This window comes from Microbacterium commune (genome assembly GCF_014836945.1).
Classification (GTDB): domain Bacteria; phylum Actinomycetota; class Actinomycetes; order Actinomycetales; family Microbacteriaceae; genus Microbacterium; species Microbacterium commune.
The window spans coordinates 1,925,640-1,949,830 of the sequence record NZ_JACSPX010000001.1 but is presented as its reverse complement, the minus strand read 5'-3'; the positions used below and the strand labels follow the sequence as shown (position 1 = coordinate 1,949,830).

26 protein-coding genes and 1 tRNA gene are annotated in these 24,191 nt (G+C 69.6%); 14 read left to right on the top strand and 13 right to left on the bottom strand.

Translation table 11 applies throughout. The features are described 5' to 3' along the window. Positions 1 to 7: 7 nt before the first annotated feature. Together ispD and H9633_RS09105 are read right to left on the bottom strand one after the other, a co-directional pair. Positions 8 to 1,195: a 2-C-methyl-D-erythritol 4-phosphate cytidylyltransferase gene (ispD, locus tag H9633_RS09110; RefSeq protein WP_191712850.1), complete on the bottom strand. Its 1,188-nt coding sequence runs from the start codon at positions 1,193 to 1,195 to the stop codon at positions 8 to 10. A gap of 87 nt (positions 1,196 to 1,282) precedes the next feature. Continuing rightward, positions 1,283 to 1,765 carry a CarD family transcriptional regulator gene (locus tag H9633_RS09105; protein WP_071640539.1) on the bottom strand — a complete coding sequence of 161 codons (483 nt, stop codon included), beginning with the start codon at positions 1,763 to 1,765 and terminating at the stop codon, positions 1,283 to 1,285. A gap of 150 nt (positions 1,766 to 1,915) precedes the next feature. Here H9633_RS09105 and H9633_RS09100 point away from each other — a divergent pair, with 150 nt between their 5' ends. Further along, positions 1,916 to 2,428 (top strand): hypothetical protein, encoded by a 513-nt coding sequence (locus H9633_RS09100; RefSeq protein WP_083428563.1) that lies wholly within the window; start codon positions 1,916 to 1,918, stop codon positions 2,426 to 2,428. A gap of 75 nt (positions 2,429 to 2,503) precedes the next feature. Here the strand turns inward: H9633_RS09100 and H9633_RS09095 are convergent, their stop codons facing one another. Together H9633_RS09095 and H9633_RS09090 are read right to left on the bottom strand one after the other, a co-directional pair. After that, positions 2,504 to 3,187, bottom strand: a complete 684-nt coding sequence (locus H9633_RS09095; RefSeq protein ID WP_191712849.1) for a response regulator transcription factor — start codon at positions 3,185 to 3,187, stop codon at positions 2,504 to 2,506. Then, entirely contained in the window at positions 3,184 to 4,404 is a 1,221-nt protein-coding gene (locus tag H9633_RS09090; protein ID WP_191712848.1) for a sensor histidine kinase, read from the bottom strand. Before H9633_RS09090 ends, H9633_RS09095 begins: the two co-directional genes overlap by 4 nt. Before the next feature lie 183 nt (positions 4,405 to 4,587). On the opposite strand from H9633_RS09090, the gene phoU reads away from it, so the two are divergent. Continuing rightward, positions 4,588 to 5,301 carry a phosphate signaling complex protein PhoU gene (gene phoU, locus H9633_RS09085; RefSeq protein WP_191712847.1) on the top strand — a complete coding sequence of 238 codons (714 nt, stop codon included), beginning with the start codon at positions 4,588 to 4,590 and terminating at the stop codon, positions 5,299 to 5,301. 95 nt (positions 5,302 to 5,396) lie between these two features. Here phoU and H9633_RS09080 read toward each other — a convergent pair whose 3' ends face one another. After that, positions 5,397 to 6,140 carry a phosphoglyceromutase gene (locus H9633_RS09080; RefSeq protein WP_191712846.1) on the bottom strand — a complete coding sequence of 248 codons (744 nt, stop codon included), beginning with the start codon at positions 6,138 to 6,140 and terminating at the stop codon, positions 5,397 to 5,399. A gap of 179 nt (positions 6,141 to 6,319) precedes the next feature. Here H9633_RS09080 and H9633_RS09075 point away from each other — a divergent pair, with 179 nt between their 5' ends. Beyond that, positions 6,320 to 7,141, top strand: a complete 822-nt coding sequence (locus tag H9633_RS09075) for a class I SAM-dependent methyltransferase (RefSeq protein WP_191712845.1) — start codon at positions 6,320 to 6,322, stop codon at positions 7,139 to 7,141. Between the two features lie 13 nt (positions 7,142 to 7,154). On the opposite strand, the gene ygfZ is transcribed toward H9633_RS09075, so the two are convergent. From ygfZ to H9633_RS09060, 3 genes are all read right to left on the bottom strand, one after another. Beyond that, the gene (ygfZ, locus tag H9633_RS09070) at positions 7,155 to 8,249 is read right to left on the bottom strand and encodes a CAF17-like 4Fe-4S cluster assembly/insertion protein YgfZ (RefSeq protein WP_191712844.1); all 1,095 of its coding nucleotides are present in this window, start codon (positions 8,247 to 8,249) and stop codon (positions 7,155 to 7,157) included. Between the two features lies 1 nt (position 8,250). Then, positions 8,251 to 8,853, bottom strand: coding sequence for an FABP family protein (locus tag H9633_RS09065; RefSeq protein WP_191712843.1), 603 nt, complete (start codon positions 8,851 to 8,853; stop codon positions 8,251 to 8,253). A gap of 169 nt (positions 8,854 to 9,022) precedes the next feature. After that, entirely contained in the window at positions 9,023 to 9,316 is a 294-nt protein-coding gene (locus H9633_RS09060) for a hypothetical protein (RefSeq protein WP_071642668.1), read from the bottom strand. Between the two features lie 92 nt (positions 9,317 to 9,408). On the opposite strand from H9633_RS09060, the gene H9633_RS09055 reads away from it, so the two are divergent. From H9633_RS09055 to pstB, 7 genes are all read left to right on the top strand, one after another. Then, complete coding sequence (locus tag H9633_RS09055) at positions 9,409 to 10,086, top strand: winged helix-turn-helix transcriptional regulator (RefSeq protein ID WP_143187177.1); 678 nt, start codon at positions 9,409 to 9,411, stop codon at positions 10,084 to 10,086. A gap of 40 nt (positions 10,087 to 10,126) precedes the next feature. Continuing rightward, on the top strand, positions 10,127 to 12,295 hold the full coding sequence (locus tag H9633_RS09050) for an RNA degradosome polyphosphate kinase (protein WP_071642690.1): 2,169 nt from the start codon (positions 10,127 to 10,129) through the stop codon (positions 12,293 to 12,295). Further along, positions 12,292 to 13,230: an NUDIX hydrolase gene (locus tag H9633_RS09045; RefSeq protein WP_071642669.1), complete on the top strand. Its 939-nt coding sequence runs from the start codon at positions 12,292 to 12,294 to the stop codon at positions 13,228 to 13,230. The genes H9633_RS09050 and H9633_RS09045 overlap by 4 nt, the downstream gene beginning before the upstream one ends. Positions 13,231 to 13,378: 148 nt before the next feature. After that, positions 13,379 to 14,479, top strand: a complete 1,101-nt coding sequence (locus H9633_RS09040) for a phosphate ABC transporter substrate-binding protein PstS (RefSeq protein ID WP_191712842.1) — start codon at positions 13,379 to 13,381, stop codon at positions 14,477 to 14,479. A gap of 99 nt (positions 14,480 to 14,578) precedes the next feature. Beyond that, the gene (gene pstC, locus H9633_RS09035) at positions 14,579 to 15,535 is read left to right on the top strand and encodes a phosphate ABC transporter permease subunit PstC (RefSeq protein ID WP_191712841.1); all 957 of its coding nucleotides are present in this window, start codon (positions 14,579 to 14,581) and stop codon (positions 15,533 to 15,535) included. Between the two features lies 1 nt (position 15,536). Beyond that, positions 15,537 to 16,646 (top strand): phosphate ABC transporter permease PstA, encoded by a 1,110-nt coding sequence (gene pstA / locus H9633_RS09030; protein WP_071642675.1) that lies wholly within the window; start codon positions 15,537 to 15,539, stop codon positions 16,644 to 16,646. Between the two features lie 28 nt (positions 16,647 to 16,674). Next, entirely contained in the window at positions 16,675 to 17,454 is a 780-nt protein-coding gene (gene pstB / locus H9633_RS09025) for a phosphate ABC transporter ATP-binding protein PstB (RefSeq protein WP_071642677.1), read from the top strand. A 45-nt stretch (positions 17,455 to 17,499) separates the two neighbouring features. Here pstB and H9633_RS09020 read toward each other — a convergent pair whose 3' ends face one another. The 4 genes from H9633_RS09020 to sigK all read right to left on the bottom strand — a co-directional run bounded on the left by H9633_RS09020 (position 17,500) and on the right by sigK (position 20,582). Next, positions 17,500 to 18,381, bottom strand: coding sequence for an aminodeoxychorismate lyase (locus tag H9633_RS09020; RefSeq protein ID WP_191712840.1), 882 nt, complete (start codon positions 18,379 to 18,381; stop codon positions 17,500 to 17,502). A 146-nt stretch (positions 18,382 to 18,527) separates the two neighbouring features. After that, positions 18,528 to 19,157 carry a DNA-directed RNA polymerase subunit beta gene (locus H9633_RS09015; protein WP_071642681.1) on the bottom strand — a complete coding sequence of 210 codons (630 nt, stop codon included), beginning with the start codon at positions 19,155 to 19,157 and terminating at the stop codon, positions 18,528 to 18,530. Positions 19,158 to 19,218: 61 nt separating this feature from the next. Further along, entirely contained in the window at positions 19,219 to 19,995 is a 777-nt protein-coding gene (locus tag H9633_RS09010) for an anti-sigma factor (protein WP_191712839.1), read from the bottom strand. Further along, entirely contained in the window at positions 19,992 to 20,582 is a 591-nt protein-coding gene (sigK, locus tag H9633_RS09005) for an ECF RNA polymerase sigma factor SigK (protein WP_225211069.1), read from the bottom strand. Before sigK ends, H9633_RS09010 begins: the two co-directional genes overlap by 4 nt. A gap of 171 nt (positions 20,583 to 20,753) precedes the next feature. Here sigK and H9633_RS09000 point away from each other — a divergent pair, with 171 nt between their 5' ends. From H9633_RS09000 to H9633_RS08990, 3 genes are all read left to right on the top strand, one after another. After that, the gene (locus H9633_RS09000) at positions 20,754 to 21,416 is read left to right on the top strand and encodes a fasciclin domain-containing protein (RefSeq protein ID WP_191712837.1); all 663 of its coding nucleotides are present in this window, start codon (positions 20,754 to 20,756) and stop codon (positions 21,414 to 21,416) included. Positions 21,417 to 21,575: 159 nt separating this feature from the next. Next, positions 21,576 to 21,651: transfer RNA gene (locus H9633_RS08995), tRNA-Lys, on the top strand. A gap of 322 nt (positions 21,652 to 21,973) precedes the next feature. Then, the gene (locus H9633_RS08990; RefSeq protein ID WP_191712836.1) at positions 21,974 to 22,801 is read left to right on the top strand and encodes a serine hydrolase domain-containing protein; all 828 of its coding nucleotides are present in this window, start codon (positions 21,974 to 21,976) and stop codon (positions 22,799 to 22,801) included. Between the two features lie 15 nt (positions 22,802 to 22,816). Here H9633_RS08990 and H9633_RS08985 read toward each other — a convergent pair whose 3' ends face one another. Next, the gene (locus H9633_RS08985) at positions 22,817 to 23,476 is read right to left on the bottom strand and encodes an IMPACT family protein (protein ID WP_191712835.1); all 660 of its coding nucleotides are present in this window, start codon (positions 23,474 to 23,476) and stop codon (positions 22,817 to 22,819) included. 118 nt (positions 23,477 to 23,594) lie between these two features. Here H9633_RS08985 and H9633_RS08980 point away from each other — a divergent pair, with 118 nt between their 5' ends. Next, on the top strand, positions 23,595 to 24,143 hold the full coding sequence (locus tag H9633_RS08980; protein ID WP_071643854.1) for a type 1 glutamine amidotransferase domain-containing protein: 549 nt from the start codon (positions 23,595 to 23,597) through the stop codon (positions 24,141 to 24,143). The last annotated feature ends 48 nt before the right edge of the window (positions 24,144 to 24,191 follow it).

Below are 24,191 nucleotides of genomic sequence, written 5' to 3'. Positions count from 1 at the left end.
CCCGCCGTCAGATCCGGTGCACGAGCGCCACTGCGGTCACGGAGATGCCCTCGCCGCGCCCGGGGAACCCGAGCCCGTCGGTGGTGGTCGCCGAGACGGTGACCGTGGCACCGCCCAGAGCTGATGAGAGCACCCGCTCGGCCTCGGCACGGCGGGTGCTGAACCGCGGCCTGTTGCCCTGGAACTGCACCGACACGTTGCCGATCGCGAAACCGGCCTCGGCGAGCATCGCCGCGGTGCGGGCGAGGAAGAAGTCGGCGTGCGCACCGGCGTACTCCGGCCGGGCGGTGCCGAAGTGCTGGCCGATGTCGCCGAGTCCGGCCGCACCGAGCAGCGCGTCGACCATGGCGTGCGCCACGGCATCCCCGTCGGAGTGACCGGACAGCGGCTGCTCGCCGGGCCACTCGAGCCCCGCCAGCCACAGGTTCCCGTCGCCGCCGAACGCGTGCACATCGGTGCCGACGCCGATGCGGGGCAGCACGGGCGCGACCGGCATCGGCCCTCCCACGAGCATCCGCGCGTGCTCCAGATCCGCCGGGGTGGTGATCTTGAACGCGCGCTCGGATCCCGGGATGCTGCGTACGGTTCCGCCTGCCGCCGCGAACAGCGCCGCATCGTCGGTGTGCTCGTCCCCCGCCCGCGCGGCCCGCTCGTAGGCGGCCAGGAGCGGCTGACGAGGGAAGCCCTGCGGGGTCTGTGCGGCTGCGAGCAGCGATCGGTCGACGGGGCCGACGACCTCGCCGCCCGACACCTGCTTGAGCGTGTCGACCACGGGGAGGGCCGGGATGACCCCGACCTCCGAATTCACCGCCCCAGCGACGGCGTCGATCTGGGAGGCGGGGGTGAGCGCACGGGCGGCGTCGTGCACGAGCACCACCTCGATCTCGGGGTGGAGGGCCGCGAGGCCCGCTGCCACCGACTCCTGGCGTGTCTCGCCGCCGACGACGACGGATGCCCGCCGGCCACGATCCCGATCCGCGTCGAGCAGCGCGTCGGCAGCTGCCTGCTCGAAACCGGCCGGGGCCACGACGACGACCTGCATCGGGGCCGCGGCGAAGACGCCGTCCAGCGCGTGCCGCAGCACGGTGCGGCCGTCGATGTCGACGAGCGCCTTGGGCGCTCCGGCGCCGAGCCTGGTGCCGGAGCCGGCGGCGACGACGATGATCGCTGTGGTGGAGGTCGGGAGCGCAGTCACCTTCTCACGCTATCGCGCACCGCAGACGCGAAGAGGGCGGATGCCTCAGCATCCGCCCTCTTCGAACTCCAGTCGTCGACGCACCGGTCAGGAGGCGAGCACCTCGTCGAGCAGGGCGCCGGCCTTGTCCTCGTCGATCTTCTCGGCCAGAGCGAGCTCCGACACGAGGATCTGACGGGCCTTGGCGAGCATGCGCTTCTCGCCCGCGGAGAGACCGCGGTCCTGATCGCGGCGCCACAGGTCGCGCACGACCTCGCTCACCTTGATCACGTCACCGGAGGCGAGCTTCTCCAGGTTCGCCTTGTAGCGGCGCGACCAGTTGGTGGGCTCTTCCGTGAACGGGGCGCGCAGCACCTCGAAGACGTTCTCGAGACCCTCCTTGCCGATCACGTCGCGAACGCCGACCAGGTCGACATTCTCGGCAGGAACCTCGATGATGAGATCACCCTGCGTGACGTTGAGCTTCAGGTACTTCTTGGTCTCCCCCTTGATCACGCGGTCCTTGACCTCGATGATCGTCGCGGCTCCGTGGTGCGGATAGACGACGGTTTCGCCAACCTCAAAAAGCATAAAAACGTGTCCTTTCGGCAATCTCCAGCATACCACAGCCGTTATGCAGTAAGGTTCGCGCCGGCCGGATCGAGAGCGGGTCCGGTCGTCGCCGCGCACGCCCGACCCACTACACTTATGCAGGACACCCGTCGCACCTCAGGAGGATCCGTGAACTCGCGCTCTGCTGCGTCCATCGCTCCGCGTCTCGTCGCCGTCATCGCCCTGGGCTCGGCGCTCGCGCTCGGCACGACCGGATGCACCTTCATCACGCACCAGGCGACCACGAACCCCTACCCCGCATCCGATGGCGTGCCCTTCGACGAAACCGGCGGCGACGTCGTCGCGCGCAACGTCTTCGTGGTCACCACCGAGGACGGCGAAGTGGGCAACCTCGTCGGGGCGTTCATCAACGAGGGCTCGAAGACCAGCACGGTCGACATCGACGTGGCGGGCGAGCAGCTCACCCTGCGCGTGCCCGGCGAGGACCTCGTCAGCCTCGGCGCCGACAAGATGCCGCTGCGCATCGAGAACCTCGACGTCAAGCCCGGCGCGACCGTCGAGGTGCTCATCGTCTCCGGCGACGGCGAGGCCACCCCGGCACAGGTGCCCGTGCTCGACGGCTCGCTGCCCCAGTACGCAGACCTCGTGCCGGCCGCGGAGCCCCTCGACGCCGCATCCTGACTCCCGCGGCGACAGCCGCGACAGAGAAGAGGTCGGTTCCGTTCGGAGCCGACCTCTTCTGCGTTCCTCGGCGGATCAGCCTTCGAAGCGATAGCCGAGGCCGCGCACGGTGACGAGCATGACCGGGTCGCCCGGGTTCTGCTCGATGCGCGAGCGGATGCGCTTGATGTGCACATCCAGGGTCTTCGTGTCGCCGAAGTAGTCGCTGCCCCAGACGCGGTCGATGAGCTGACCGCGCGTGAGCACCCGGCCCGCGTTGCGCATGAGCACCTCGAGCAGCTCGAACTCCTTCAGCGGCATGTTGATCTCCGCCCCGTCGACGGCGACCGTGTGCCTGTCGATGTCGAGCGTGACCCTGCCGCCCGCCAGCACGCGCTCGTCGAGCTCCGCCTCGACCTGCACGACGCGACGCAGCACGGCGCGCATGCGCGCCAGCAGCTCGCGTGACGAGTACGGCTTGGTGATGTAGTCGTCCGCACCGAGCTCGAGCCCCACGACGATGTCGACCTCGGAGTCCTTCGCGGTCAGCATGATGATCGGCACGCGCGAGCTCTGCCGCACCTGACGGCACACCTCGGTGCCCGCCATGCCGGGGAGCATGAGGTCGAGCAGGATGATGTCGGCGCCGCGCTCGCGGAACGCGGCGAGCGCGCCGGGGCCGTCCTCGCAGATCTCCACCTCGTAGCCCTCCCGACGCAGCAGGTAGGCGAGGGGATCGGCCAGATCGGGCTCATCCTCGACGAGCAGGATGCGGGTCATGCGAACTCTCCGTTTCGGGCGTCGCGCGTGCGGGCATCCCCGCTCGCGCGCTTCTTCTTGGTCTTCCTCTTCGACTTCTTGTCGAGGACGCTCTCCGGGGCGCTCGCGAGCGGCAGCCGCATCGTGAATGTGGACCCTCGGCCGGGTCGCGACCACACGCGCACCTCGCCGCCGTGCCGCTGGGTCGCGTGCTTGACGATCGACAGTCCGAGCCCGGTTCCGCCGGTGCGCCGCGAGCGCGCCTCGTCGGCACGGTAGAAGCGCTCGAAGATGCGCTCGCGATCGGCATCCGAGATCCCGATCCCCTGATCCGTCACCGCGATCTCGACGACGTCCGCGTCGACCTTCACGCCGACGCCGACGCGCGACCCGCGCGGCGAGTAGACGATGGCGTTGGCGACGAGGTTGCCGACCGCCTCGATCAGCACCTGCGCGTCGCCGCGCACCCACACCCCGCGCTCACCGCCTCGGCTCAGCTCGACGCCGGCGGAATCCGCCTGCACGGAGTGCGCCTCGATCGATGCCGCAACCACCTCGTCGATCGAGACCGGCTCGACCTGCGACAGGCTCTCCGCCGCCTGCAGACGCGACAGACTCAGGATGCGGCCGGTGAGCTGACCGAGACGGGATGCCTCGGCCGAGATGCGCGCGGCGAAGATACGCACCTGCTCGGCGTCGTCGGCGGCCGATTCGATGGCCTCGGCGAGCAGACTGACCGATGCCACCGGGGTCTTCAGCTCGTGACTGGTGTTCGAGACGAAATCGGTGCGCATCTGATCGAGGCGCTCGCGCTCGGTGACGTCGCGGATGACGAGCAGGGTGAGCTGCGGGCCGACCGAGCTGGCTCGCGCTGACACCAGACGCGGATCCAGCGAGGCGCCCCCGGTGAGCCGCAGCGTCTCGGTGGCGCTGGCGCCGCTGTCGCGCACGCCGCGCACGAGCCGCCGCAGCTCGCCGTTCTCGAGCACCGCTCCATCGCGGATCCCGAAGCGCGTCGCCGCATTCGAGGTGGCGACCACGAGGCCCGAGGCGTCGAGCACACAGGCCGCGTCATCCATGCCGGCGAGCACGTCGCCGATACCTGCGGGCACGACCGACGAGGTCTCCTGCAGAGCGATGGCACGCACACGGTACGCCCAGCCGACCAGCAGCACGGTGCCCGCCCCGATCAGTGCGCCCACAGCGAGGGCGAACAGCGCAAGCTGAGCGGAATCCATGCCTCCACAGTAGAGGTCGCGGTGTCGGTCACCCGACGTACACCGCGTGGCCATGCGGAGGAGAGGCTAGTATTCACGTTCCCGGCACCGTTCGTTAACCTTCGACCCGGACAATCGTTCCTGCCGCGCGAGCGCGTGCCCCGGCATGCTGTGCCGAACCCCCCGACGAAAGGTTGCGCCGACATGCGCGAAGTGTTCCACCAGTCCCTCGAAGAGCTGCAGTCGCAGCTCACCGAGATCGCCGACATGGTCACGGTCGCGATCCAGAAGGCGACCACCGCGTTCGCCGAGAGCGACGTTGCGCTGGCCGAGGAGGTCATCGCCGACGACGCGAAGATCGATGAGCTCGCCGTCGCGCTCGACGAGCGGGCGATCGAGATCCTCGCTCGCCAGCAGCCCGTCGCCCGCGATCTGCGCATCGTGATCACCGCCCTGCGCGTGAGCGCATCGCTCGAGCGGATGGGCGACATGGCGGAGCACATCGCCCAGCTCGCGCGCCTGCGCTTCCCCGAGCGCGCGATCCCGAAGGGGCTGAAAGGCACCTTCCGCCGGATGGGAGAGCTCGACGTGCAGATCGCCGGCACGCTGGCCGACCTGCTGCGCACCCAGGATCTCCGCTTCGCCGATGAGATCCGCAACGCCGATGACGACGTCGACGAGCTGCACGCGAGCGTGTTCGAGAAGGTGCTCAGCGACAATTGGAAGGGCGAGGCGACCGCGACGGTCGACGCGACGCTCGCCAGCCGGTACCACGAGCGCTTCGCCGACCACGCCGTCGCGGTCGCGAAGAAGGTCGTGTACCTCGCGACCGGCGACTGGGCTGTTCAGGAGGAGGACATCGCGCTGGCGGCCGAGGCGCAGTCGACGCAGATCGCTCCAGGACCGTCCGCGTCCTGACATCCGCCGCGATCATCGGCCCCCGCTGACCGTCGAGGCCCCCTCCGATCCACGTGGATCGGAGGGGGCCTCGACGATGTGCGGGCCCGCGCAGGCTACTTCTTGCCCTGCGCGGCGACCGCGGCCGCTCCGGCTGCGGCGGCCTCGGGATCGAGGTAGCGGCTCGGACCGGTGGGCACGTTGTCGTCGTCGAGCTCGTAGACCAGCGGGATGCCGGTGGGGATGTTGAGCTCGGCGATGTCGTCGTCGCTGATGCCCTCGAGGTGCTTGACCAGGCCGCGCAGCGAATTGCCGTGCGCAGTGACGAGGACCGTCTTGCCGGCCTCGAGGTCGGGGACGATCGCATCGTTCCAGTACGGCAGCAGACGATCGATGACGAGCTTGAGCGACTCGGTGCGCGGCACCTCGCCGTCGATGTCCGCGTAGCGGGCGTCGTGCACCTGGCTGAACTCGCTGTCGTCCGCCAGCGCGGGCGGCGGCACGTCGAACGAGCGGCGCCACAGCTGGAACTGCTCGGGCCCGAACTCCTCGAGCGTCTGCGCCTTGTCCTTGCCCTGCAGCGCACCGTAGTGGCGCTCGTTGAGGCGCCACGAGCGCGTCACCGGGATCCACAGACGGTCGGCCGCATCGAGCGCGATGTTCGCGGTCTGGATCGCGCGGCTCAGCAGCGACGTGTGCAGCACATCGGGCAGCAGCCCGGATTCGGCAAGCAGCTCGCCGCCGCGCCTGGCCTCGGCTTTGCCCTGCTCGGTCAGGCGGACATCCACCCATCCCGTGAAGAGGTTGAGCTGGTTCCATTCGCTCTGGCCGTGACGCAGAAGAATCAGAGTGCGGGTCATGGGTCCAGACTATCTTTTCTGCTTGCGGGGGCGGGCTGCGTGACATTCCCCGCGCTCGCAGAACGGGTGCCCCTCCCGCTTCGCGGGTCCCTCCCCGATGCTCGCGCCGGGAACGTCACTCCGCCCTCGACTGCACGTGTGGAGTGCGAGCGAGGTGGAAGTAGGGGGAGGATAGGAGGATGAGCGCACCTCTCGGGCAGCCGACACGAGGGACGACGGGCACGAATCGGCTGCGGCGCAACGACCGGTGGATCGCAGCGTCGGAGGCGCTGCGCAGAGCATCCGATCCTCTCGTCGTCGACCTGGGCTACGGCGCCAGCGGGGTCACCGCGTTCGAGCTCGCGACCAGGCTGCGGCAGGCGCGAGCGGATGCCGAGGTGCTGGGCCTCGAGATCGACCCCGACCGGGTCGCCACGGCCCGCGCACAGCTCGACGAGGTGCGGGCAGGGCGCACCCCGTTCGCGGCCGACCTTCCCGTGTCGTTCGCGCGCGGCGGCTTCGAGGTGCCGGTGCCGGACGGCCGGCGCCCCGCGGTGATCAGGGCCATGAACGTGCTGCGGCAGTACGACGAGGCCGAGGTGGCCGACGCGTGGCAGCGCGTCGCGTCCCGGCTCGCTCCGGGCGGCATGCTCGTCGAGGGCACCTGCGACGAGATCGGTCGCATCGCCAGCTGGGTCGATGTGACCGGCCGGGGCCGGCCGGTCAGGTTCACGATCTCACTCCGGCTGGCGCAGCTCGAGCATCCGGGAGTCGTCGCCGAGCGGCTGCCGAAGGCGCTCATCCATCGCAACGTGCGCGGCGAGCGCATCCACGACCTGCTCACCGCGCTGGATCGCGAATGGGAGCGCGCGGCTCCCCTGTCGACCTTCGGCCCCGTGCAGCGCTGGCTCGCGGCCGTGTCGGCTCTGAAGGCGCAGGGCATCGCGATCCAGGGCACGAAGTCGCGCTGGCGTCTCGGAGAGCTCACCGTGCCGTGGGCGAGCGTCGCCCCGAGCGACTGACCGGACGTCGGACTCAGCGCGCGTGCCGGGGGTCCTCGCCGGCGGGGCGGCGGGACAGACGCGTCAGACGCGGCACGTCGGCGGTGGCGCCCGCGTCGGCGGGAACGATCACCTGCTGCGCTGCGGCGATCAGCGTCTCCCCCGCGCGCACGACCAGCTCGCCCACCGGCGCGCGGCGCGACAGCATCGCCAGGGCGATCGGGCCGTCTTCGTGATGCGTCGCGACCGACGTGATGTGGCCGACCTCGGCATCCCCCGCCAGCACCGCGTCGCCCGGCGACGGCATCACGACGTCGCTGCCGTCGAGCAGCAGCGCTGCCAGACGGCGCGGCGGGTGCCCCAGGTTGTGCACCTTCGCGACCGTCTCCTGCCCGCGGTAGCAGCCCTTGTTCAGATGCACGGCGCTGCGGATCCAGTCGGCCTCGTGCGGGATGCTGCGGTCGTCGACCTCACGCGCCCAGCGCGGCCGCCACGCCGCGATACGCAGCGCCTCGGCGGCGAGCGCCCCCGCGAACGGGCCGGCGAGGGAGCCCGCGTCGTCGACGACGGCGATGCTCCAGGAGTAGTCCGCGGCGGGATGACCGGCTTCGGCCGCGTACTGGTGACCGCCGGGCTGCACGTGAGCCCACGGATCGCGCCAGATCAGCGGGACGCCGTTCGGGGCGGATGCCGTGGTGCGCGACTCGGCGGCGCCGCCGGCGAAGAAGCCGACGAGCGCGGCATCCGGTCGCGGCGTGACCGTGACCCGGGAGCGGAAGACCATCCGCTGCAGCCAGGCCGCCAGCTTCTCGGCGTCCCCGTCGTCGACGATCAGCCAGACCGACGAGCCGTCCTCGAGCACGCCCGCCGCGTGCTCCACCCGACCCTGCGGGTCGAGCACGAGCAGCTCGGTGCTGTCGCCGGCTCGCAGCCGAGCCACCGACTGCGAGGTGATCGAGTCCAACCAGGTCAGCCGGTCCTCGCCGGCGACCTCGATGAGCACCCGGTCGGTGAGCGGCGCGAGCGCCTCACCGGACGCCAGACGTCGCTGCTCGATGAGCGGGTTGCCGAAGTGCGCGATGAGATCGCCCTCGCGCACGGCGCCGATGATGCCGTCGAACGTCGCCACGTCAGACCTTCGCCAGGCGAGCCGACGCGTGCGACTTGAGCGTCTCACCGAGGGCCGTGATGTCCCACGCCCAGAGGAGGTGCGAATCCACCAGCCCGTACATGCGCGTGGCGGCCGAGTACGCCTTCGCGCCGGCCGGACGCACGACGGCGTCCGTCGCGATGTCGATGCGGGGACCGGCGATGCGGCCGAGATACAGCTCCAGCGTTCCGTCGGAGTGCGTCACCGAGACCTGGAGCGGGAACCCGTCGTCGGTGCGCAGCGCCTCGACGTCGTCGACGGTCCGCGGCGTCGGCGCGGCGGTGGGCGGCAGAAGTGCGGGTCCGGGGTCGGCATCCGTGCGCGGACGCTCGAGGCGCCAGAACCCCGTCTCGGCGAGGAGGGCGACGGGCTCGTCAGTGCCCTCGGCGCCGAGGAACGTCGCGGATGCGGCGTAGTTCAGGAAGGGACCGCTGTCGTGGCTGAAGCTCACGCGATGCGAGAACTCACCCTGGTAGCGCCGCTCACCCGCGGTGTATTCGATGACGCCGGTGCCCTCCCAGACCCCGAGCAGCCACGACAGCGGCGCGAGATCAGCCGGAAGGCCGGTGGGCAGCTCGATCACGACGGCGTCTGATCAGCGCTGGCCGCGGAACAGGTTGACGAGCACGACGCCGGAGACAAAGGCGATCGCGAGGCTCGCCAGCCCCAGCAGGCCGAGGAAGAAGAATTCGAGCGCGACGAGGTCCATGCCCTTACTCTACCCCTCCCTCCGGAGCCGGGGAGGGGGCAGGTCAGAGCGCGGACGCGAGCGCGGCGAGACCGAACACCCCGGAGACCGCGCCCATGATCATCAGCGCGCCGACCACACTGCCGGCCATCCGGACGATGAAGCCCTGAGCGCGACCGTGAGCGAGCTGAACGGCGAACGAGACGAGCACGATCGCGCCGAAGGCGATCAGCAGCCAGCCGACCCTGTCCTCCTCGGGGAGCACGAAGCCGAGGGCGACCGCGACCACGAGGGACGCGATCCAGACCGCGACCATGCCGCGGAAGGCGCTGCGCGGGGCGAGGGCCGGTTCAGACATGGTGACATCGTAATGGCCGCACCTGCGGGTATCCGGGATGCCCGCCTCGGGCAGCCCGTCATCTGAGAAGCACTCGCCACTAGCATTGACGCGTGGTCCTCGTGCTGGCACTCACCTCCGCTCCCCCAGGGGATCCGGCACTGCCCGCGCTCGAACTGCTGTCGCACAGCATCCGGCACCACCCGCTCGACACCACCCGCCTGCTGGACCTGCCCGAGAGCGACGTCGTGATCGTCGACGCGCGCATCGATCTCGTCGCGGCGCGCACGACCTGCCGGCTGCTGCGCACCGCGGGCTCCGACATCCCCGTCCTGTTGGTGGTCACCGAGGGCGGCCTGAGCGCGATCGCGTCGGACTGGGGGTTCGACGACGTCCTGCTGTGCACGGCGGGCCCCGCCGAGATCGACGCCAGACTGCGGCTGGCGCTCGCGCGCGCCGACGCATCGGAACCCGCCCACGTGCAGGCCTCGGGCATCACGATCGACGAGCAGTCGTATTCCGCCAAGCTGCACGGCAAGCCGTTGGATCTCACCTACAAGGAGTTCCAGCTGCTGCACTTCCTGGCGACGCACCCGTCGCGGGTCTTCACCCGCGAGCAGCTGCTGAGCGACGTGTGGGGATACGACTACTTCGGCGGCACGCGCACAGTCGATGTGCACGTGCGGCGTCTGCGGGCGAAGCTCGGCGACGCCGAGCAGGTCATCGGCACCGTCCGGAACGTGGGCTACCGCTTCAATCTGCACGACGACGCCCCGACCGCGCCCGTCTGAGTTCGCTCTTCGGGCACCCGCGGATGCAAAGATGTACCCCATGATGGAACCCGCCCTTGTCGACACCGGCCTCGGGGATGCCGAAGACGACGATTTCGATGCGCACGAGGCTCCGGACGCGGTGCTGCCCGACCACCGCTACCACGACCGGGAACTGAGCTGGCTGGCCTTCAACCGGCGCGTGCTCGAGCTGGCCGAGGATCCGTCGCTGCCCGAGCTGGAACGGGCGAACTTCCTCGCGATCTTCGCCAGCAACCTCGACGAGTTCTTCATGGTGCGGGTGGCCGGGCTCAAGCGCCGCATCCTCACCGGGCTCGCCGTGCCGACGAACGTCGGCCGGTCACCCAGCGACGTGCTCAGCGACATCTCGCGGGACGCGTACGCTCTGCAGCTGCGCCACGCCGCTGTGTGGAACGACCTCGTGCGCCCGGCGCTCGCTGACGCCGGCATCGAGATCACCGACTGGGACGACCTCACCGACGCCGAACGCGGCGCCCTCGGCGAGTACTTCCAGGCGCAGGTCTTCCCCGTGCTCATGCCGCTCGCCGTCGACCCCGCGCACCCGTTCCCGTACATCTCGGGGCTGTCGCTGAACCTTGCGATCCGCATCCGCAACGCCCGCACCGGGCGGCAGGACTTCGCTCGCCTCAAGGTGCCCACCATGCTGCCGCGCTTCGTCGAGGTGCCAGGGAGGAGTCCGATCACCCGGTTCATCCGCCTCGAGGAGCTCATCGCCAACCACCTCGGCGACCTCTTCCCCGGCATGGAGGTGCTCGACCACCACGCCTTCCGCCTCACCCGCAACGAGGACGTCGAGATCGAGGAGGACGAGAGCGAGAACCTCATCCAGGCGCTCGAGGCGGAGTTGCTGCGACGCCGCTTCGGCCCGCCGATCCGCCTCGAGATCACCGAGGACATGGATGACATCACCCTCGAGCTGCTGATCAGGGAGCTCGACATCACCGACCAGGAGGTCTACCGGCTGCCCGGTCCGCTCGACCTTCGCGGGCTGTTCGATCTGGGGCGCCTCGACCGACCCGATCTGCGGTACCCGCCGCATCTGCCCACCACGGCCGTGGCGTTCCAGCCGGGTGACAGCAACGAGCGCTCCGACATCTTCCGCGCGATCCGCAAGGCCGACGTGCTCGTGCACCACCCGTACGAGTCATTCGCGACGAGCGTGCAGGCGTTCCTCGAGCAGGCGGCCCGCGACCCGCATGTGCTCGCCATCAAGCAGACCCTGTACCGCACCTCGGGAGACAGCCCGATCGTGCAGGCCCTGATCGACGCGGCCGAATCCGGCAAGCAGGTGCTCGCCCTCGTCGAGGTCAAGGCGCGCTTCGACGAGGCGAACAACATCGTCTGGGCGCGCAAGCTCGAGAAGGCCGGCGTGCACGTGGTGTACGGCCTGGTGGGGCTGAAGACGCACTGCAAGCTCGCGCTGATCATCCGCCAGGAAGAGGGCGCGCTGCGCCACTACTCGCACATCGGCACGGGCAACTACAACCCGAAGACCAGCCGCATCTACGAGGACTTCGGCCTGTTCACCGCCGACCCGCAGGTGGGCAAGGACCTGACCAGGCTGTTCAACGAGCTCAGCGGCTACGCGATCGAGAAGAAGTTCAAGCACCTGCTCGTCGCCCCCCGCCATCTGCGGAAGGGCCTGATGCGGCACATCGACGCGGAGCGCGCGAACGCCGAGGCCGGCAAGCCCGCCCGCATCCGCATCAAGGTCAACTCGATGGTCGACGAGGAGATCATCGACGGCCTGTACCGGGCCAGCATGGCCGGGGTGAAGATCGATGTCTGGGTGCGCGGCATCTGCAGCCTGCGCGTCGATCTGCCTGGCGTGAGCGACAACATCACCGTGCGCAGCATCCTGGGCCGCTACCTGGAGCACTCCCGGCTGTTCATGTTCGAGAACGACGGAGCCCCGATCGTCTACATCGGCAGCGCCGACATGATGCACCGCAACCTCGACCGTCGCGTCGAGGCGCTGGTGCGCCTGCGCGACCCCGCGCACCTGCAGGAGCTGCACGACCTGTTCGACCTCGCGATGGACCCGCGCACCAACTCCTGGCATCTGGGCGAGGGCGGTGAATGGAAGCGGGTCGCCGAGGCCGACGGACAGCCCCTGCTCGACCTGCAGGATCTGACGATGGCGAGCGTGCAGGGCCGCCGGCGACGCAGCAAGCGCGCGATCCGATGAGCGACTCGGCGGTCTACGCGGCGGGCGCGATCGTCTGGCGGATGGTCGACGACAAGCTCAAGGTGCTGCTGATCCATCGCACGAAGTACCGCGATGTGACGCTGCCGAAGGGCAAGGTCGACCCGGGCGAGATGCTCGCCGAGACCGCCGTGCGCGAGGTGCGCGAGGAGACCGGGATCCAGGTGTCGCTGGGGGTGCCCGTCGGCGTCAGCAGGTACTGGATGCGTCCGAAGCGGCAGAAGGTCGTGCACTACTGGGCTGCGGAGGCGACCGACGCCGCGATCCGCGCCTCGTCGTTCGTGCCGAACGGGGAGATCTCCGGCGTCGAGTGGGTGAGCCTGAAGAAGGCGCGCAAGCACCTGAGCTATCCGGTCGATGTCGAGATCCTCGACAACTTCATCCGGCTCGTCGACGACGGCGTGCTGCGCACCTTCCCCATCATCGCCCTGCGGCACGCCAAGGCGGTCGCCCGCGCGGACTGGCACGAGGCGGACGCCGCTCGGCCGCTCACCGACAGGGGACTGCGGCAGGCGAAGGCGATCGTCGGCCCGCTGCGCGCGTTCGGGGTGCGTCGCATCGTCACGAGCGACGCCGTGCGGTGCACGCAGACGGTCGCGCCCCTCGAGCGCAAGCTGGGGCGGATGGCCCGCCTGACCCCGAAGCTCAGTCAGGATGCGTGGGATGCCGACACCGCGGATGTGCGCTCGGTGATCGGACGACGCGTGCGCTCGCGCAAGGCGACGGTGCTGTGCAGCCACGGCCCGGTGCTTCCGGGCATCCTGTCGGAGCTCGCCCTCGCCACCGGAACCGTCCCCGGGTCCTACATCGACAGCGCCAGCGCCCTGAACGTCGCGGCGTTCTCGGTCGTGCACCTGTCCGCCACCAACCCCGGCTCCGGGATCATCTCGATCGAGACCCACGAGCCGAAGGTCTGACACTGACGCCCGAGGGTGCGGCGCGCACTGTCCGCCCCTCGTTCACCTCCCGTTCACCTCACGGGGAGAGTCTCGTTAACCGGCCCTCCTAACGTCACTGTGTGCCCTGCACCGGGCCATACACATTCCCCGATCGAACGGATCCACAGTGAAGATCACCCGCATCGCTCGTCTCAGCGCCGTCGGCGCTGTCGCCGCCCTCGCACTCGCCGGCTGCGCCGCGAACGAAGCTCCCGCCTCCGACAACGGCGACGCGCCTGCCGCGTCGAACCTCGAGGGCACCCTCAAGGCCACCGGCGCCTCGTCGCAGGGCTCGGCGCAGGAGGCCTGGGTCGCGGCATTCCAGACGGCCAACAGCGGCGTCACCATCAACTACGAGCCCACCGGATCGGGCACCGGCCGCGAGAACTTCATCGCCGGCGCGAGCGACTTCATCGGCTCCGACCGCGCCTTCAAGCTGGAGGAGTTCGGCGACGGGTTCAAGACCTGCTCGTCCGAGAACATCGTCGAGGTGCCGCTGTACATCTCGCCCGTCGCCGTCGCCTTCAACCTCGAGGGCGTCGACGAGCTCAACCTCGATGCGAAGACGATCGCGGGCATCTTCGCCGGCACGATCACCAACTGGAACGACGCGGCGATCGCCTCGCAGAACGAGGGCGTGACGCTTCCCGACCTGGCGATCTCACCCGTGCACCGCTCCGACGACTCCGGCACGACCGAGACCTTCACGGCGTACCTCAACGCGACCGCTCCCGACGTGTGGACCGACGAGGCCGACGGCGTGTGGCCGCTCCAGGGCGGCGAAGCCGCTCAGGGCACCTCGGGCGTCGTCCAGGCGATCAAGGCGGGCAACGGAGCGATCGGCTACGCCGACGCCTCGCAGACGAAGGAGCTCGGCCAGGTCAAGGTGGGCGTCGGCGGCGAGTACGTCGCGTACTCCGCCGAGGCGGCCGCTGCACTGGTCGAGGCGTCGCCGCTCGAGGAGGGTCGCGGAGACGCCGACCTCGTCTTCGACGTCGACCCCGCCGCCGCGCCTGCCGGCTCGTACCCGATCGCCCTGGTCAGCTACCTGATCGCCTGCGAGCAGTACGAGGACCAGAACACCGCTGAGCTCGTGAAGGCGTACTTCGAGTACGTCGCCAGCGAGGACGGACAGCAGGCCGCTGCGGACAACGCCGGCAGCGCCCCCATCTCTGAGGGCCTGCGCGAGAAGGTCCTCGCCGCGATCGACACGATCAAGGTCGGCTGACCCATCTTCACCAGCTGATTCCGGTGCCCCCGCGTCCGATCCGACGCGGGGGCACCGGAGGGTCAGCCCTCATACGCACTTCGACCCGAAACGGAGACCATGAGCACGACGACCAGGCAGGCGCCGCCTGCCCCGATCAGAGCCAGGCAGCGCCTCGGCGACCGGGTGTTCTCGGGCAGCGCCCTCGGCGCCGGGATCATCATCCTCGTCGTGCTCGCCGCGGTGGCCGCGTTCCTCATCATCCAGAGCCTGCCCGCCTTCGCACCCGATACGAGCGACAACCACATCCTCGAGGGGCGCTCGTTCTGGGAGTACGTCGGGCCGCTCGCCTTCGGAACCGTCTGGGCGTCGTTCCTCGCCCTGCTCATGGCGACGCCCATCGCGATCGGCATCGCGCTGTTCATCTCGCACTACGCGCCCCGCCGTCTCGCCGGGGTGCTGGGCTACATCATCGACCTTCTCGCCGCCGTGCCCTCGGTCGTCTTCGGCCTCTGGGGCGGACTGGTGCTCGCACCCCTGCTGCAGCCCGTGTACGCCTGGCTCAACGCGAACGCCGGCTGGATCCCGATCTTCGGCGGCCAGGTCTCCTCGACCGGCAAGACGATCATGACGGCCGCCGTCGTGCTCGCGGTCATGGTCATCCCGATCATGACCGCCATCTGCCGCGAGGTGTTCCTGCAGACGCCGAAGCTGCACGAAGAGGCGGCCCTCGCACTCGGCGCCACGCGCTGGGAGATGGTGCGCATGGCCGTGCTGCCGTTCGCGCGCGGCGGCATGGTCTCGGCGGTCATGCTGGCGCTGGGCCGCGCCCTCGGCGAGACGATGGCTGTGACCATGGTGCTCTCCCCCGCCGCGGTCTACAGCTTCCTCGTGCTGACCGCCACCAACCCGACGCCGATCCCCGCGAACATCGCCCTCGCCTTCCCCGAAGCGCACGACACGGGTGTCAACACCCTCATCGCCACCGGCCTCGTGCTGTTCGTCGTGACCTTCGCGGTCAACGCGCTCGCCCGTTGGATCGTGGCCCGCCGCGCCGAGTTCTCTGGAGCGAACTGACATGACCACGTCTCTGCAGCGCACCGACACGACCACGCCCGGCACCGCGCGCCCCTCCTCCTCGCTCACCGCCGGCCGGCTCGCCCCGTGGGCCCCGTGGGCTCTGCTCGGGGCATCCCTCGCCACCTCGTTCACCGTGTTCGCCCTCGGCGCGATCGGCGGCGACCCTGCGGACTTCAACATCGCCGGCGCGGCCATCGTCGGCGTGCTGATCTACATGGTGCTCATCACCGTCGTCTCCTCGATCGCGGAGAGCCGTCGCAAAGCCGTCGACCGGCTGATGACGGCGCTGGTGAGCGCCGCGTTCGTCGTCGCCCTGCTGCCCCTGATCTCCCTGCTGTGGACGGTCGTCACCAACGGCGTCAGCCGCTTCGACGCCGAGTTCTTCAGCTACTCGATGCGCAACATCGTCGGGGAGGGCGGCGGAATCGTGCACGCCATCTGGGGCACGGTGCTCGTCACGCTCACCGCGACCGTGATCGCCGTGCCGGTGGGTCTGATGACCTCGATCTACCTCGTGGAGTACGGCCGCGGCCGCATCGCCAAGGGCATCACCTTCCTCGTCGACGTGATGACGGGCATCCCGTCGATCGTGGCCGGTCTGTTCATCTACTCCGTGTTCGCCCTGCTCGTGCGGCCCGGGATCTCGATGGGCCTCATGGGCGCCCTGGCCCTCGCCGTGCTCATGGTTCCGGTGGTCGTCCGCGGCAGCGAGGAGCTGCTGCGCATCGTCCCGAACGAGCTGCGCGAGGCGTCGTACGCGCTCGGCGTGCCGAAGTGGCTCACGATCCTGAAGATCGTGCTGCCCACCTCGATCGCCGGCATCACGACCTCGGTCATGCTCGCCATCTCGCGCGTCATCGGCGAGACCGCCCCGCTGCTGCTCACCGCAGGCTTCACCGCCAGCCTCAACACGAACCTCGTGAACTCTCAGATGATGACGCTGCCGGTGTTCGTCTACAACTCGTACATGAACCAGGGCACCGCGGCCGACGCCTCGGTGGCCCGCGCCTGGGCGGGCGCGCTCACCCTCATCCTCATCGTCATGCTGCTGAACCTGCTCGCGCGCCTGATCGCCAAGTGGTTCGCCCCGAAGACCGCCGGCCGCTGAGTCGCACCCGAATCCCAAGGAACCCGATATGTCCAAGAGCATCGAAGTCAACGACCTCAACGTCTACTACGGCGACTTCCTCGCCGTGGAGGGCGTCTCCCTCGAGATCCAGCCGCGCAGCGTGACGGCGTTCATCGGCCCGTCCGGCTGCGGCAAGTCCACGTTCCTGCGCACGCTGAACCGCATGCACGAAGTCATCCCCGGCGCGCGCGTCGAGGGCGAGGTGCTGCTCGACGGCAAGGACCTCTACGGCGCGGGCGTCGACCCGGTGCTCGTGCGCCGTCAGGTGGGCATGGTGTTCCAGCGTCCGAACCCGTTCCCGACGATGTCGATCAAGGAGAACGTGCTCGCCGGCGTGAAGCTCAACAACGGCAAGATGTCGAAGAGCGACCAGGATGCGCTCGTCGAGAAGTCGCTGATGGGCGCGAACCTCTGGAACGAGGTCAAGGACCGCCTCGACAAGCCCGGTTCGGGCCTGTCGGGCGGTCAGCAGCAGCGACTGTGCATCGCGCGTGCGATCGCCGTCTCGCCCGAGGTGCTGCTGATGGACGAGCCGTGCTCGGCCCTCGACCCGATCTCGACCTTCGCGATCGAAGAGCTCATCCAGGACCTCAAGAACGAGTACACGATCGTGATCGTGACCCACAACATGCAGCAGGCCAGCCGGGTGTCGGACAAGACGGCGTTCTTCAACATCGCCGGCACCGGCCAGCCCGGCAAGCTGATCGAGTTCGACGACACCGCCACGATCTTCACCACGCCCGCCGCGCAGGCCACCGAGGACTACGTCTCAGGTCGATTCGGGTGACCGAGGCCGCTGTCGCGTCTTCGGATCCGTCGCTCACGACGGGCGTCAGCGCGGCGAGAGCAGGAACGTGTTCAGCTCGGCGGTCAGGTCGGGGTCGGATGCCAGGGGCGCGCCGTCGACAGCCGTGATCGGCGCAGCGAGGCGGATGCTCGACACGAGCCATGCCGCATCGGCCTTCGTCAGGTCGGAGGCGGTCAGGGTCTCATAGCGGGTGGTGCGCCCGTGGGACTCGAGGTACTCGAACACGCTGAGCTGGGTGGTCCCGTGCAGGATGCCGCCCGCCGGCGCCGGCGTGAGGAAATCCCCGCCCGCGCGGATGATCAGCGACGCGGTCGGCGCCTCGAGCACGTACCCGTCGCGGGTGACGAAGATCGCGTCGTCGGCGCCGCGCCGCCTGGCTTCGCGCAGCGCAGCCATGTTCACCGCGTACGACAGCGTCTTCGCGCCGAGCAGCAGCCATGGCGCGCGCTCCCCCGCACCGAGGTCATAGCCCCGATCGAGGGTGACGACCGTGATTCCGTTGCGCCGCACAGCCCGGAAATCGGGGGCCGCCGCCACGGTCGCCCACGCCGTCGGTGCCGGCCCGTGCTCGACGCCCCGGCTGAGGATGAGCTTGACCACGGCCTCGCCCGCCGGAGCCTGGGCCGCGACGACCTCGATCGCCTGACGCCACTGCGCCAGGTTCGGTGCAGGCAGATCGCACAGGCGGGCGGAGTGCGCGAGGCGCTGCACGTGCGCCTCGACCTCGTTCGCATGCCCGTCGACGACCCCGATCGACTCGAACACGCCGTCGCCGCGCTGCGTGCTGAGCTCGCCCACGCTGAGCGCGGGCGCGGTGACATCCATCGGCGTGAACGTGTCGCGGAAGTCCGCACGGTCGTCAGCTGCGTCGGCGGGGGCGATCATGAGGGCGAAGCGCTGGGCCATGTGCACAGCCTACGGCGACGGGAATACCCGTGCCGCTGACGCGTTACACTTGATCGGCCGGGCCGCATAACCCCGGGCTCCAATATTCGCCGCTGCGAGCGGCCTTCCGCCGAGAGGCGTTCTTGCGGTCCGGCTTTTCTTCTGCGTCAGGTCAGCATGCCGCGACGCCATGCGGCGGCGGAGGCCGCCAGATCCTCGGCGTAGGCGGTCAACCGCAGCGCCCGCCGCGTGAGATCGCTCGACCGCTGCGGCTCGGTCGGCTCGTAGTCGTCTGCCGCGTGGGTCGCACCGGATGCCTGCACCCGGCAGTACGCGGCGGCGCGCTCGAGTGCGACCGAGAAGTCGCCTCGGAACACGCCCCGCAGGATCGCGTCGACGAGATCGACCAGCTCACCCGGATCGGCGGGAGCCGGAGCACCGGCGATGGCCGCATCGGCGGTGTGCAGTTCGACGCGCCCGCGCTCGTAGAGCAGCGCGGTCAGCGGTGCGTCGGAGCGGACAGCGATCTGCAGCAGGTACAGCCGCCACAGGGCTCCGGGCAGCGAGCGCGCGGGAGCGTGCGACCAGAGCTCGGCGATCTCGTCGATGCCGTTCTCGGCCGCGAACGCGAGCAGCCGTGAGGTGACGGCACCCGATTCGTCGCTGCGCGCGCGCTCGAGCAGAGCGGATGCGGTGGCGTGGGCGACGCGCGACTGCTCGGCCGGGTCGGCTTCGCCGACGATGTTGTCGAAGGCCGCGGGCGGCCTGCGGACGGGGCGGTGGAACTGCTCGGGCATCCGTCAAGGCTACGCCCGCCATGCGGCGGCCGGGCCATCGAAACCCGGATGCCCGGTCGGATCAGGCGGTCGGGATGACGATGATCGGATCGGTCGTCGGCAGGCCGGACGGCGACCCACCGGCCTGCTCCACCGTCACCGCGATGACATCGCCCGCATGCATGGGCACATCGAGCAGAGCAGTGGCCGTGCCGCCGTCTGCGTCGAAGACGCCGGCCGCGATGGGCTGCTCGCCGCGGACGAACCACAGCTCGTAGCTCTTGTCCGCACCGAGATCGTCGAGGCCGGATGCCACCAGCACCGCCTTGCCGACCGCGCCGGACCAGTGCGCGGTCGCCGTGCCGCCGGATTCGAGCTGCACCTCCACCTGCTCAGCATCCGGGGCCGAGCGGATCTCGTCCAGCGCGACCACGGATGCCGGCCGCTGCAGCCGAGAGACCACGGTCGTGGTCGCCACACCGGCGCCGACGATCAGCGCGAGCCCCGCGGCGAGCGCGAAGATCCTGCGCCGCCACGGCGCTCCCGCGGGGGCCGACGCACCGGTCGCCCTGGATCCCGCGTCGTCGCCGACAGCAGCATCATCCGGATGTGTCGGAGTCGTCCCGCCGTCCTGCGGCAGCGAGGCGATCTGCTGCAGCAGCGTCGAGCGCAGCGCCTGCGGCGGTGCGACCGGAGCAAGCCCGCCGGCGAGGATCGCGACCGTGTCGTGGTCGTCGTCGGCGATGGCCTGCCACTCGGGATGCTCGGCGAGCGCCTCAGCGAATCGCCGTTCGTCGGTCTCGCCCAGGGCCCCGAGGGCGTGGGCGGCCGCGAGCTCCGCGAATTCCTGCTCATTCATGCTCCTGACACCCCCATCTCCCCGCGCAACCGCGTCAGTCCGTCCCGCATTCTCGTTTTGATCGTTCCCAGCGCCACTCCGGTGAGTGCCGCGATCTCGCTCTGGCTGTAGCCGCCGTAGTAGGCCAGGATCAGCGCCTCCTGCTGGGCCTCGGGCAGCGCCGAGAGAGCGGCGACCACGCGCTCGCCCTCCAGCTTCGATTCGACCGCCTCCTGCACCACGTCCCGTTCACCGCCGAGGTCGCGAACGCCGACGCGCATGTCGCGATCGGTGCTGGACTGCGACGATCGCACCCGGTCGACGGCCCGGCGGTGTGCGATCGTGAAGATCCAGGAACGGCCCTGACCTCTGTTCGGAGCGAACTTCGAAGCGGATTGCCAGATCTCGAGGAAGACCTCCTGCAGCACTTCCTCGCTCTGCGATCGGTTCACCACGACCTTGAGGATGAGAGCGAACACCCGCGGGGAGAGCAGATCGTAGAGCTCCGCGAAGGCGCGCTGGTCACCGTCGGCGACGCGAATGATGAGGTCGGCGGCAAGATCGCCGGACGACCCGTCCTCGACCACCTCGACGCCATCGATAACCATCTCGACAAGCATGCCCCATCCCTCCTCTCGCGCGTGAGTGTGACCCGCCATCCGTCACAGATTCTTCGGGTCTGAGAATCGAATCGGATTGATTCCCATCCGATCTCGGAGGGGTTCCGAACAACCGTCGACGCCGCGGGAGGTCCGCGGCACCGAACTCCGGAGGTTGAAATGCTCAGCACCAAGAAGAAGATCACCGCCGCTCTCTCGCTCGGTTTCGTCGGCGCCCTCGTCCTGTCGGGCTGCACGATGGGAGGCGAGTCGGACATGGAATCGTCGGAGCCGATGCCGGCCGAGACGTCCGAGACGTCCGACGCTCCTGAGACCATGGACCCCGCGGCGAATCTCGTCGGCCCCGGCTGTGAGGCCTACGCCGAGCAGGTTCCGGACGGCGGCGGCTCGATCGAGGGCATGTCGCAGGACCCGGTCGCCGTCGCGGCGTCGAACAACCCGCTGCTCACGACCCTCGTCTCGGCTGTGAGCGGACAGCTGAACCCCGACGTCAACCTCGTCGACACGCTCAACGGCGACGAGTTCACCGTCTTCGCGCCGGTTGACGACGCCTTCGCCAAGATCGACGCAGCGACGATCGAGAGCCTGAAGACCGACGCCGACACGCTCACGTCGATCCTGACCTACCACGTCGTCCCCGGCCAGATCGCGCCGTCCGACATCGAGGGCATGCACACGACCGTTCAGGGCGCCGACCTCGAGGTCACCGGCTCGGGCGACGAGTGGATGGTGAACGACGCGAACGTCATCTGCGGCGGCGTGCAGACCGCCAACGCCACCGTGTACCTCATCGACTCGGTCCTGATGCCGCCAGCTCAGTGACCGACCGGACACCGTGCAGGAGTGACGCGGTGAGATCAGCCCGGTAGGGATCCGCAGGCTGATCAGAGGCGCCCGTCGACCATGAGTCGACGGGCGCCTCTTCGTGCGTACGAACCGGGCGGTCAGGACCCGGTTCGACGGCCTCTAGACTTGAGGCACGGGCCTCTAGCTCAGTTGGCAGAGCATCGGACTTTTAATCCGCGGGTCGTGGGTTCGAGCCCCACGGGGCCCACCAGTCAGGCACTGGGATCGCGTGATTCCGCCGGGATACCGAAGACGGAGATCCCGGCGGAAACCTGTCCTCGGCTCACGCGGTGCGACAGTCGTTCGCGCCGCATAGCTCAGTCAGACTCGATGAAGCCCGCAAATTGCGCGTACTTGCGGAGCGTCCCCCGAACTGCATCTCGGATCGAGGAAGGCCTCGTGTTCTCCGTTGAGAACGCCTTCAGTTCCAGGCATACCTTCGACTGCACCGGCGGCGAACGGAGCCGGTGTGGGAGGATGCCATCGCGCTCTCCATGCGAGAGACGCACAGTGCACGACATCCGGGAGGGCGCATGACAGCCATCGACGACGCGCTGATCCAGGTCGACAGCTGGCCCGTCGACCACGCGGCGGTTGCCGTGATCGGCGCCGACGGCGACGTCGTCGGATCGCGCGGCGACCTCGATCGGGTCTACCGTCTGGCATCCGTCACCAAGCCGCTCACCGCATACGCCGCGCTGGTCGCCGTCGAGGAGGGCGTCTTCGACCTCGATGACCCGGCGGGCCCTCCCGGATCGACCGTGCGCCACCTGCTCGCCCACACCTCCGGACTCGATTTCTCCGAAGACCGGGTGCGAGCCGAGCCGGGAACCCGCCGGATCTACTCCAACCGCGGCTTCGACGTGCTCGCTCAGACGCTCGAGGAGCGCGCCGAGATCCCGTTCGCCACCTACATCCACGAAGCGGTGTTCGCGCCGCTCGGCATGACGTCGACAAGGCTGACCGGGTCAGCCGGCGCGGGTGCCGAATCCACCGCGGCCGACCTCGCGCGCTTCGCCGCCGAACTGCAGCGTCCCGCCTTGCTCGCCCCGCAGACGCTGGCACTCGCGACGACCGTCGCGTTCCCCGGACTCGACGGGGTGCTGCCCGGCTACGGGGTGCAGCGGCCGAACGACTGGGGGCTCGGGTTCGAACTGCGCGACGGCAAATCGCCGCATTGGACGTCGACGGCCAACTCCGCTGAGACGTTCGGCCACTTCGGGCAGAGCGGCACGTTCCTGTGGGTGGACCCGCGGGCGCAGGCGGCCTGCGTCGCGCTCGCCGATCGGGACTTCGGGCCATGGGCGTCCGAGGCCTGGCCGCCGCTGTCGGAGGCCGTGCTCACCGCCCTCCGCGGCTGATTCGGCCCGCGTCGCTCAGCGCGGCACGTCGATCACCCGCTGCACGCCGGTCCCGACCGCCGCCACCGCTCCCGCGGACAGCGCGGCGACCTCCGCCTGCAGAGCCGGCACCGCCGATGCCGGCGCCCACACCTCGAACTCCGCCGACGCCGCATAGGTGGTCTCCCCGAGCACGGCACCACTGCGTGCCGCCCAGTCGCGGAGCAGGTTGTCGAAACGTCCGGCATCCGCGTGCGCAGCAGCCAGGCGCACCTGATCCAGCACCCGCCGGTCGACCAGGGCCGCGAGATCGAGCGTCTCGGAGACCGCAGACGAGTAGGCGCGCACGAGACCGCCTGCCCCCAGCTTGATGCCGCCGAAATAGCGCGTCACCACGGCGACGACATCGGTCAGCTCCCGACGCCGCAGCACCTCCAGCATCGGGATCCCCGCCGTCCCCGACGGCTCTCCGTCATCGGACGACCGTGCGCGATCGCCGTGCAGCCCGGTCACCTGCGCACTGCAGTTGTGCCTGGCATCCCAGTACCGCCTTCTCACATCGGCGATCACCGCGTCAGCCGCCTCGGGCGCGTCCACCGGAGCCACCAGGGTCAGGAACCGCGACTTGCGGATCATGAGCTCATGCTCAACGGCATGGGCGATCGTCGCGGGCAGCGGATGCGACGACACGGACATCCGTCCAGCGTAGGCACCTGCGGGCGTATCACGCGTCGCCGCGCCTCGCCATCCCCTGCCGAGGATGCGCCGCCCCGTCGCAGAGTGGCACCACCATCCCCGATCGAAAGGACGCATGATGACGAGCATCTCCGACGCGAAGGTCGCCTTCCTCGCAACCGACGGCTTCGAAGACAGCGAACTGACCGAGCCGTGGCGGGCGGTGACCGACGCCGGCGGCACGGCGACCATGGTGTCGCCCGAGTCCGGCGAGATCACCGGCAAGAACGGTCATGCCCAGCCGGTCGACCTCGCCGCGGGCGCCGCATCGGCCGACGACTTCGACGCCCTGGTGCTGCCCGGCGGCGTCGTGAACGCCGACCACCTGCGCATGGATCGCGCCTCCATCGATCTCGCCCGCGCATTCTTCGAGCAGCACAAGCCGGTCGGCGTGATCTGCCACGGCGCGTGGATCCTCATCGAGGCTGACGTCGTCGACGGCCGCACCCTCACCAGCTACCCCAGTCTCGCGACCGACCTGCGCAACGCCGGGGCGACGTGGGTCGACGAGGAGGTCGTGGTCGACGCGGGTCTGGTCTCCAGTCGCACCCCCGATGACCTGCCCGCGTTCTGCGCGAAGGTCGTCGAGGAGATCGGCGAGGGCACGCACCGCGAGCAGCACGCCTGATTCCCGGCTGCGCGCTTCAGCCGCGCTTCAGGATCCAGCCGCCAGACT